11 protein-coding genes and 1 pseudogene are annotated in these 9,877 nt (G+C 71.2%); 8 read left to right on the forward strand and 4 right to left on the reverse strand.

Annotated elements, in window-relative coordinates; genetic code table 11:
• Positions 1 to 648: molybdopterin cofactor-binding domain-containing protein (locus RMN98_RS09160; protein WP_309648509.1), on the reverse strand; the 648-nt coding region annotated here is incomplete at its 3' end.
• Positions 649 to 682: 34 nt separating this feature from the next.
• On the opposite strand from RMN98_RS09160, the gene RMN98_RS09165 reads away from it, so the two are divergent.
• From RMN98_RS09165 to RMN98_RS09175, 3 genes are all read left to right on the forward strand, one after another.
• Positions 683 to 1,384, forward strand: coding sequence for a hypothetical protein (locus tag RMN98_RS09165; RefSeq protein WP_309648510.1), 702 nt, complete (start codon positions 683 to 685; stop codon positions 1,382 to 1,384).
• A gap of 54 nt (positions 1,385 to 1,438) precedes the next feature.
• Entirely contained in the window at positions 1,439 to 2,449 is a 1,011-nt protein-coding gene (locus RMN98_RS09170; RefSeq protein ID WP_309648511.1) for an NADPH:quinone reductase, read from the forward strand.
• A 152-nt stretch (positions 2,450 to 2,601) separates the two neighbouring features.
• Entirely contained in the window at positions 2,602 to 3,057 is a 456-nt protein-coding gene (locus tag RMN98_RS09175; RefSeq protein ID WP_309648512.1) for an NUDIX domain-containing protein, read from the forward strand.
• Here the strand turns inward: RMN98_RS09175 and RMN98_RS09180 are convergent.
• The 3 genes from RMN98_RS09180 to RMN98_RS09190 form a co-directional block, all read right to left on the reverse strand.
• A complete protein-coding gene (locus RMN98_RS09180) occupies positions 3,041 to 3,442 on the reverse strand; it encodes a DUF1232 domain-containing protein (protein ID WP_309648513.1) in 402 nt (133 codons plus the stop codon). The genes RMN98_RS09175 and RMN98_RS09180 overlap by 17 nt on opposite strands.
• A 12-nt stretch (positions 3,443 to 3,454) precedes the next feature.
• Complete coding sequence (locus RMN98_RS09185) at positions 3,455 to 4,003, reverse strand: helix-turn-helix domain-containing protein (RefSeq protein WP_309648514.1); 549 nt, start codon at positions 4,001 to 4,003, stop codon at positions 3,455 to 3,457.
• 339 nt (positions 4,004 to 4,342) lie between these two features.
• Positions 4,343 to 4,750, reverse strand: coding sequence for a TIGR03618 family F420-dependent PPOX class oxidoreductase (locus RMN98_RS09190; protein ID WP_309648515.1), 408 nt, complete (start codon positions 4,748 to 4,750; stop codon positions 4,343 to 4,345).
• A 172-nt stretch (positions 4,751 to 4,922) separates the two neighbouring features.
• On the opposite strand from RMN98_RS09190, the gene pyrR reads away from it, so the two are divergent.
• The 5 genes and pseudogenes from pyrR to carB all read left to right on the forward strand — a co-directional run.
• Complete coding sequence (gene pyrR, locus RMN98_RS09195; protein WP_309648516.1) at positions 4,923 to 5,531, forward strand: bifunctional pyr operon transcriptional regulator/uracil phosphoribosyltransferase PyrR; 609 nt, start codon at positions 4,923 to 4,925, stop codon at positions 5,529 to 5,531.
• Positions 5,528 to 6,505, forward strand: a complete 978-nt coding sequence (locus tag RMN98_RS09200) for an aspartate carbamoyltransferase catalytic subunit (protein ID WP_309648517.1) — start codon at positions 5,528 to 5,530, stop codon at positions 6,503 to 6,505. The genes pyrR and RMN98_RS09200 overlap by 4 nt, the downstream gene beginning before the upstream one ends.
• Positions 6,502 to 7,800: a dihydroorotase gene (locus RMN98_RS09205; RefSeq protein ID WP_309648518.1), complete on the forward strand. Its 1,299-nt coding sequence runs from the start codon at positions 6,502 to 6,504 to the stop codon at positions 7,798 to 7,800. The genes RMN98_RS09200 and RMN98_RS09205 overlap by 4 nt, the downstream gene beginning before the upstream one ends.
• Positions 7,797 to 8,954, forward strand: coding sequence for a glutamine-hydrolyzing carbamoyl-phosphate synthase small subunit (carA, locus tag RMN98_RS09210; RefSeq protein WP_309648519.1), 1,158 nt, complete (start codon positions 7,797 to 7,799; stop codon positions 8,952 to 8,954). The genes RMN98_RS09205 and carA overlap by 4 nt, the downstream gene beginning before the upstream one ends.
• Position 8,955: 1 nt before the next feature.
• Positions 8,956 to 9,877: pseudogene (gene carB, locus RMN98_RS09215) on the forward strand (carbamoyl phosphate synthase large subunit); the annotation flags it as partial.

Raw genomic sequence — 9,877 nt, forward strand, 5'->3', positions numbered from 1 at the left:
GGGCAGGCGCGAGTCGCCCAATCGAACCTCGACCTCACTCGGTTCGATGCCGAAGGCCTCCGCCGCGATCTGCGCAAGAATCGTGTAGGTGCCCGTCCCGATGTCGCTTGCGCCTGCCGCGACCTCGATGCGTCCGTCGACCCGCCAGGTCACGCGCGCCCGCGTCGGGAACGGGGCAAGCCCGGCATCCCAGGCACCGGACGCCATGCCAAACCCGATCAGTTCGGCGCCGTCGCGCATCGAGCGCGGTTGCGCCGTTCGCTGGTTCCAGCCGAACCGGGCGGCGGCCTGCTCGTAACATGCCTTGAGGGCCTTCGATGTAATCGGGAGATCCTCGTTCTGATCCCGATCGGTCCAATTGGCGAGTCGCAACTGCACGGGATCGATGTGCGCTTTCGCCGCGAGCTCGTCCATTGCACATTCCAGGGCAAAGACGCCCGTCGCCGCCCCGGGCGCACGCATGTCCCCGGGCGTGGGTGTCGCCAGCTTCGCCAGCTCGTAGCTGAAATCCACGTTCGAGCACGCGTAGGCCAGGCCGGACCAGTTCACGACGACCTCCTGCGCGTCCTCGTAGGTCGAGGTTGCGGCAACGGCATGATGCCGCACCGCCTGCAGGCGCTTCGACGGCCCGCGCACGATCGCGTTCATCAACCCCAAGGGTGGCGCCGCCAAGACGACCGGGGTGCTCGCCGCGGGCTACACCTTCGGCACGGTCCGCGGTGGCGGCGTCGTCGCGTGGGACAACAACGAGACGCGCGGCACCCTGGGCATCCGCGGCACGCGCAGCAACCACCGCAACACCACGCGCGAGCTGCTCGAGGACCTCGAGCGCTTCAGTGACGTCTACCAGTCGCGCATCGGCGACCTCGGTGCGTTCGTGCGCTCGCAGGGCGACGCGCACTTCGACGTCCTCGCCTCCGACGAGCGTCCCGACGTGACCGGCACGATCCGGGCCGAGGACTTCGGGGCGGTGCACCGGCTGCTCGAGCGGTTCTACCGGGTGATCCTGGTCGACACCGGCAACAACATGCGGGCGGAGAACTGGCTGGCCGCTGCCGAGGCCGCCGACCTGCTCGTCATCACCAGCACCGTGCGCGAGGACACCGGCTACAGCGGACTGTGGATGCTCGACGCGCTCCAGGACGCTGGCATGCAGAACCTGAAGTACAAGGCCGTCACGGTCCTCTCGGACCCCTCGGCGCAGGTGGACAGCAAGCTGGCGCACGACCTCGTGCAGGTCTACGAGCAGCGCACCCGCGCGGTCTATCGCGTGCCCTACGACCCGGCCCTCGTGTCCGGTTCGATCGTGCCCTACGCGCAGCTCTCCGACGCGACGAAGATGTCGTGGCTGCGGGCGTGCGCCGGGATGGCGGCGGCGCTCTGACCTGCGTGGACGGCGCGGTGGAATGTCTGAGCGTCGTGTGGTGCTGGGACTGACATGCGAGCAGTCGTCTACTCCCAGACCGGTCCGTCCTCCGTCCTGAGCCTCGTCGAGCGCGACGTCGCCGAGCCCGGCCCCGGCGAGGTCCGGGTCCGGGTGGTCCGGTCGGGGGTGAACCCCACCGACTGGAAGTTCCGTGCCGGCATGTCCCAGGGCTACGACGAGGTCGTACCCGGGCAGGACGGTGCCGGCGTCGTGGACGCGGTCGGCGAGGGCGTCGACGGGTTGTCCGTGGGCGATCGTGTCTGGCTGATCCTGGCGCAGCACGGTCGCGCCTACGGCACAGCGGCCGAGCTGACCGTCCAGCCGGCCGGGCTCGTCGTACGCCTCCCGGCCGAGGCCGACTTCGACCTCGGCGCCAGCCTCGGGGTCCCGGCCGTCACGGCGCACCGGGCCCTGACCGCGGCCGAGGGCGGTCCGACCCGTCTGGGGCCAGGAGCCCTCGAGGGCAGGACGGTCCTCGTGGCCGGGGGAGCGGGTGCGGTCGGCAACGCCGCGATCCAGCTGGCCCGCTGGTCCGGAGCCACGGTCGTCACGACGGTGAGCAGCGACGAGAAGGCGGTCCTGGCACGCGCCGCGGGCGCCCAGCACGTCGTGAACTACCGCGAGGGCGACACCGCGGCGGCCATCCTCGAGATCGCGCCGGACGGCGTCGACATCGTCGTCGAGGTGGCGCCGGCGCAGAACAACGAGCTCGACGTCGCTGTGACGAAGAACCGCGGCACGATCGCGATCTACGCCAACAACGGCGGCGACTCCTTCGTCGTCGAGATCCGCCCCACGTTCTCCCGCAACCTGCGCTACCAGTTCCTGCTGCTCTACACGCTCGGCGCCGACCTGGTCACGGCCGCGGCGCAGGACATCAACGCCGCGATCGTGGCTGGTGCCCTGCGTGTCGGCGAGGAAGTCGGGGTGCCGTTGCACCACTACGCGCTGGAGGACACCGCCGCGGCGCACCAGGCGGTTGAGGACGGGGCGGTCGGCAAGGTCCTCATCGACGTCGGGTGAGGCCCCCCGCGTAGGTGCCGGACGCCTTCACGTGTCCCGCCGACGGCTGGACGCTCGTGATCAGCCGCGACCCCGGCGACCTCGACGCCTTCGTCGAGGCGGTTGCCGAGGCGTTCGCCTGATTGACGTCCGAGCGCTTGTAGCGTGGGCGGATGCCCATCCCCGACTTCGTCATCCGCCTGCGCGAGCGCATCGGCCACGACCTGCTGTGGTTGCCGGGAGTGACCGCCGTCGTCCTGCGTGACGACCAGGTCCTCCTGGTCGAGCGCTCCGACAACGGTCAGTGGGCCCCGGTGACCGGCATCGTCGACCCGGGGGAGCACCCCGAGGTCGCGGCGGTGCGCGAGGCGCTGGAGGAGACCGGCGTCGTCTGCGAGGTCGAGGCCCTGGTGTGGGTCGGGGTCACTCCGGTGATCACCCACGTCAACGGCGACCTCGCGCAGTACCTCGACCACACCTACCTGTGCCGTTACGTCTCCGGGGAGGCGCACGTCGGAGACGACGAGTCGCTCTCGGTGCGGTGGTGCCCGCTCGACGAGCTGCCCGAGATGCACCCGGTGCTGCTCGAGCGCATCGAGCGCGCTGTGGGGGTCAGAGCAGCCGCGTGAGCGTTGCCAGTCCCTGGGGCGTGCCGGGCCAGTGCCGGTGCAGTGCGTCGGGACCGGCACTGCGCACCACCGAACGCAGGGCGAGCGCGACGACCACCACGTCGTCGGCGTAGCCCACCACCGGGATGACGTCGGGCACCAGGTCGATCGGCACCGCGAGGTAGGCCAAGGTCAGCCAGAGCCGCCACCGGACCCCGCGAGGAAGCGTCGGGTCCGCAGCCAGGCGGCGGAGCAGGCGGACCACGTCGGGCAGCAGCCGCAGGGCCTCCCGGAGACTCGTCGGGTCGCCCTGGCGGCGGCTGGCGGCGTAGAGGGCCACGACGAGCACGGCCCACACCACCAGCAGACCGCCCACCACGCCCAGCACCACGTCCAGCACGTCCACCTGCGCAGGGTGTCATGCGACGGTGCCGTCGATCAGGTCGGCCGTGAGCCGGGAGAGCAGCTCCTGCGCAGCCGGGAGCGGCATCGGGTCCTCCGGCCGGCACAGCGCGACCGCGAGACCGTCGACCGCGGCGAGCAGCAGGTCGAGGTCGGTGGGTTGTAACCGGTGGTCGAGCGTGACGTCGAGGAGTGCTCGGTCCTCGGCACGCGCCCACCACATCGTGTGGTGCAGCTTCTCCTCGTTGCGGTCCAGCTCGCACCAGCCGAGCCAGGCTCGGACGTCGAGCAGCTCCTCGGGCTCGCGCGGGAGGAAGGCCAGGACCCCGTCACGTCGGGCACGCTCCTGCATCCGCGCCGTGCGTGCCCGGCTCGTGGCGAGCGCGGCGACGGCGAGCATGTGTCGGCGCGAGCCGTAGTGGAGGCTCAGCGCGGCCGGGCTCAGTCGGCACTCGGCGGCGATCGCGCGCATGGTCAGGGCCGAGGCGCCGTGCGTGGCGAGCAGGAAGTTGACCGCGTCGGCGATGGTGCCGGTCCGGGTGGTGGTGTCGAGGAGTCGAGGCATGGAGCGATGCCACCACGGATGTGGCTGGTCGCGCTCGGCTCCTCCACAGGCTGCAGGCGTGGGTCGTGTTCGTGGGTGTGTTCCTGCGGGGTGGCCACACGGTTGATCATCTCGGGAGGGCGCTCTTTTCGGGGGTGGGGTGTCTGGGTGGTCTGAGAGGAGCTGGCTGGGAGCGGGTGCCGGGTTTCTCCAGGGCCTGCGTGCGGTCGTGTCCGTGGGTGTGCTCCTGCGGGGTGGCCACACGATTGACCACCTCGGGAGCGCGCTCTCCTCGGAGGTCCGTCGACCCTCCGAGGTCCGTCAACGGGGCAAGGGCACCCCGCGCGAGGGGTCGGCTCGTCAGTCCTTCGCCGCACCCCACCCGTGCCATCGATCCACCACGAACCACGCGTTGACCCGCGGGCTGTCGCGGGTGGGGTAGGGGCGGTCGGCGTAGTGCGTGCTGAGCCGGTCGATGCCGACCAGTCCCTCGTCGTCGCTCATTGCGACGACGCGGCCGATGAGGGAGACGTGCGTGTACCAGTCGCCGCCGTCGAGGACGGTCAGCGTGACGCGGGGGTCGCGGCGCAGGTGCTTCACGCGGACCCGGGTGTGGTCCATGTTGAGCAGCACGCGGTCGTCGTCGTCGAGCGCGTACCAGGTCGCCACGGAGACCGGGGCGCCGTCGGAGCGCAGGGTGGTGACCACGGCGGGGTTGGGCTTGAGGAGCAGGGCACGGACGTCGTCGGGGAAGGGCAGCTCGGGCACGGGGACCTCCTGGGATCGGTCCAGTCAACCTAGCCAACCGCGACAGGTGTCCGCTGGCCGAGAAGCCTGCGAGCCCGCGCGCCGGTCCCCTCCAGGCTGCGGTAGCGTGACGCCCGATCGACATCCTTTAACGAGCCGTCCTGTGAGGCGGAGAAGGAGGTCAAGCACGCTCGTGTGTGCCCAGCCTGCCCCCGGACCGACCGACCCCGCCGGACCGCCTCCGGGCCGCGTGGTCCTCGATGCCCGTGACATCTCCCGGGCCCTGACCCGCATCTCCCACGAGATCCTCGAGCGCAACAAGGGCGCCGGCGATCTCGTCCTGCTCGGCATCCCGCGCCGCGGCGTCCCGCTCGCGCAACGGATCGCCGCCCGCATCTCCTCGGTGGAGGGAATCGAGGTGCCGGTCGGGTCCCTCGACATCACGCTCTACCGCGACGACCTGCGGATGAAGCCGGCGCGGACCCTGCTGCCGACCGAGATCCCGTCGGGGGGCATCGACGGCAAGGTCGTCGTGCTGGTCGACGACGTCCTCTTCTCCGGACGCACGATCCGCTCGGCCCTCGATGCCCTCGGCGACGTCGGCCGACCGCAGGCCGTGCGCCTCGCCGTCCTGGTGGACCGGGGGCACCGGGAACTGCCCATCCGCGCCGACTTCGTCGGCAAGAACCTCCCGACCTCGCTGGTCGAACGGGTGAGCGTGCGCCTGGCCGAGACCGACGAGATCGATGCGGTGTCCATCGACGGGCCGCCCGACACCCTGGCCGAGGGGAGCACCGCGTGAAGCGCCACCTGCTCAGCGCCGCGGACCTGACCCGCGACGACGCGATGCTGGTCCTCAAGACCGCGGAGGAGCTGCGCTCGCTGGCCGACCGGCCGATCAAGAAGCTGCCCGCGCTGCGGGGGCGCACGGTGGTCAACCTCTTCTTCGAGGACTCCACCCGCACCCGCATCTCCTTCGAGGCGGCCGCCAAGCGCCTCAGCGCCGACGTCATCAACTTCTCCGCCAAGGGCTCCAGCCTGTCCAAGGGCGAGAGCCTCAAGGACACCGCGTTGACCCTGGAGGCGATGGGCGCCGACGCGGTCGTCGTGCGCCACGGCGCGAGCGGTGCCCCGCACCGCCTGGCCCACTCCGGCTGGGTGCGCTCGAGCGTCGTCAACGCCGGCGACGGCACCCACGAGCACCCCACCCAGGCCCTGCTCGACGCCTTCACCATGTGGCGCCACCTCGGTCAGGGAGGCAACGACCTCGAAGGGCGCCGCGTGGCGATCGTCGGCGACGTCCTGCACAGCCGGGTCGCCCGCTCCAACGCGCTGCTGCTCCAGACCCTCGGCGCTGAGGTCACGCTGGTCGCCCCGCCGACCCTCTTCCCGGTCGGCATCGACACCTGGGGGGTCGAGACGTCCTACGACCTCGACGCGGTGCTGCCCAAGGCCGACGTCGTGATGATGCTGCGCGTCCAGCGCGAGCGGATGAACGCCTCGTTCTTCCCGACCGCCCGCGAGTACTCCCGCCGCTACGGCCTCGACGGCAGGCGGATGCGGACCCTCCAGGACCACACGATCGTCATGCACCCCGGACCGATGGTCCGCGGCATGGAGATCACCGCCGACGTGGCCGACTCCGACCGCTCGGTCATCGTCGAGCAGGTCACCAACGGCGTCGCGGTCCGCATGGCCGTCCTCTACCTCCTCCTCAGCGGCGCCGACGGCGCCGACCACCACGGGGCAGCACCAGAAAGCGAGAACGACGCGTGAGCGCGTACCTGATCAGAGACGTCTCCATCCTCGGCGCAGACGCGACCGACCTGCTCCTGGACGGCGGCGTCGTCGCCGCCATCGGCGCAGGCCTGACAGCGCCCGACGGCTCGGGCGACACCGTGGAGATCGACGGCACCGGCCTGGTCGCCCTCCCCGGCCTCGTCGACCTCCACACCCACCTGCGCGAGCCGGGTCGCGAGGACGCCGAGACCGTCGAGTCAGGTACCCAGGCCGCGGCCCTGGGAGGCTTCACCGCCGTGCACGCCATGGCCAACACCGAGCCGGTCGCCGACACCGCCGGCGTCGTCGAGCAGGTCTGGCGTCTGGGTCGCGAGGCCGGCCACTGCGACGTCTACCCGATCGGCGCGGTGACCGTGGGCCTCCAGGGCGAGCAGCTGGCCGAGCTCGGCGCCATGGCCGACTCGGCCGCCCGCGTCCGGGTGTTCTCCGACGACGGCAAGTGCGTGAGCGACGCAGTGCTGATGCGCCGCGCGCTGGAGTACGTGAAGGCCTTCGACGGCGTCATCGCCCAGCACGCGCAGGAGCCGCGCCTGACCGAGGGCGCGCAGATGAACGAGGGCGAGCTCTCCGGGCGCCTGGGGCTCACCGGCTGGCCGGCGGTCGCCGAGGAGGCGATCATCGCGCGCGACTGCCTGCTCGCCGCGCACGTGGGCTCCCGCCTCCACGTCTGCCACGTCTCCACCGCCGGCTCGGTCGAGATCGTGCGGGACGCCAAGCGCAAGGGCTGGAACGTCACGGCCGAGGCATGCCCCCACCACCTGCTGCTCACCGACGACCTCGCCGAGACCTACGACCCGATCTACAAGGTCAACCCGCCGCTGCGCACGGCCGCCGACGGCGCCGCGCTGCGCGCCGGCCTCGCCGACGGGACGATCGACATCGTGGCCACCGACCACGCACCCCACCCGCACGAGGACAAGGACTGCGAGTGGGCCGCCGCCGCGTTCGGCATGCTCGGGCTCGAGACCGCGCTGTCGATCGTGCAGGAGACGATGGTCGACCCCGGCCTTCTCGACTGGGAGGGCGTCGCCGACCGGATGTCCTACGCACCGGCCAGGATCGGCCGCGTCGCCGACCACGGCCAGCCGATCGAGGTGGGAGCACCCGCCAACGTGGTGCTCTACGACCCGGCCGCCCGGCGCACCGTGGTGCCGTCGGAGTCGGCGTCGCTGAGCCACAACACGCCGTACGCCGGCATGGAGCTGCCCGGCCGTGTCGTCGCGACGTTCCTGCGCGGCACCGCCACCGTCCTCGACGGGAAGCTCCAGTGAGCGCCCGGGCGCAGGGCCCGGCACTGCTCGTCCTCGAGGACGGCCGCACCTTCCACGGTGAGGCCTACGGCGCGACCGGCGAGACCTTCGGCGAAGCGGTCTTCAACACCGGCATGACCGGCTACCAGGAGACGCTGACCGATCCGTCCTACCACCGCCAGGTCGTGGTCATGACGGCTCCGCACGTCGGCAACACCGGCGTCAACGACGAGGACCCCGAGTCGGGCCGGATCTGGGTCGCGGGCTACGTCGTGCGTGACCCCGCCCGCGTGCCGAGCAACTGGCGCTCGAAGCGCAGCCTCGACGAGGAGCTGCGCACCCAGGGCGTCGTCGGTATCTCCGGCATCGACACCCGCGCCCTCACCCGCCACCTGCGCGAGCGCGGTGCGATGCGCGTCGGCATCTCCACGACCGAGACCGACCCTGCCGCCCTGCTGGCCCGCGTCACGGCGTCGGCCGAGATGGCCGGCGCCGAGCTGGCCGGGGAGGTCTCCACGAAGGAGGCCTACGTCGTGCCCGCGATCACCGGGCCCGGCGAGGGGCCGCGCCTCCGCGTCGCCGCCCTGGACCTCGGGATCAAGACGATGACGCCCCACCGGATGGCCGAGCGCGGCATCGAGGTGCACGTGCTCCCCGCGACCTCGACGCTCGAGGAGGTGCTGGCCGTGCAGCCCGACGGGCTGTTCTTCTCCAACGGCCCCGGCGACCCGGCTGCCACGACGCACCAGGTCGAGCTGCTCCAGGGCGCGTTGGCCCACGACCTGCCCTACTTCGGGATCTGCTTCGGCAACCAGCTCTTCGGTCGCGCGCTGGGCTTCGACACCTACAAGCTCACCTACGGCCATCGCGGCATCAACCAGCCGGTCATGGACCGCACCACCGGCAAGGTCGAGGTGACCGCCCACAACCACGGCTTCGCCGTCCGGTGGCCCGACGGGATCCCGCTGGACGACGGTGTCCAGACGCCCTACGGCGTCGCGACCGTCAGCCACGTCTGCCTCAACGACGACGTGGTCGAGGGCCTCGAGCTCCGCACGCCCGAGGGTGCGCTGAAGAGCTTCTCGGTGCAGTACCACCCCGAGGCCGCCGCCGGCCCGCATGACGCGGCGTACCTCTTCGACCGGTTCGTCCAGCTCATGACGAAGGAGGCCTGACATGCCGAAGCGCGAGGACATCAAGAGCGTCATGGTGATCGGCTCCGGGCCGATCATCATCGGCCAGGCCTGCGAGTTCGACTACTCCGGCACCCAGGCCTGCCGCGTGCTGCAGGAGGAGGGCATCCGGGTCATCCTGGTCAACTCCAACCCGGCCACGATCATGACCGACCCGGAGTTCGCCGACGCGACCTACGTCGAGCCGATCACCCCCGAGTACGTCGAGAAGGTGATCGCCAAGGAGCGCCCCGACGCGCTGCTGGCGACCCTGGGTGGCCAGACCGCCCTCAACGCCGCGATGGCGCTCGACAAGGCCGGTGTCCTGGAGAAGTACGACGTCGAGCTGATCGGTGCCTCGATCGAGGCGATCGACCGCGGTGAGAACCGCCAGGTCTTCAAGAAGATCGTGGAGGAGCTCGGCGGCGAGTGCTCCAAGTCCGTCATCTGCCACACCATGGAGGACTGCCTCGGCGCGGCCGACCAGCTCGGCTACCCGATGGTGGTGCGCCCCAGCTTCACCATGGGCGGCACCGGCTCCGGCATGGCCTACGACGAGACCGACCTGCGCCGCATCGCCGGCGCCGGCCTGGCCGCCAGCCCGACCACCGAGGTGCTCCTCGAGGAGTCGATCATCGGCTGGAAGGAGTACGAGCTCGAGGTCATGCGCGACACCGCCGACAACGTGGTGATCGTCTGCTCCATCGAGAACGTCGACCCGATGGGCGTCCACACCGGCGACTCGATCACCGTCGCCCCCGCGATGACGCTCACCGACCGTGAGTACCAGGCGATGCGCGACCTCGCGATCGGCATCATCCGCTCGGTCGGCGTCGACACCGGCGGCTGCAACATCCAGTACGCCGTCAACCCGGCCGACGGCCGCCTGATCGTCATCGAGATGAACCCGCGCGTCTCGCGGTCCT

The organism is Nocardioides sp. (assembly GCF_031397825.1).
In the GTDB taxonomy this organism is placed as follows: Bacteria; Actinomycetota; Actinomycetes; order Propionibacteriales; family Nocardioidaceae; genus Nocardioides.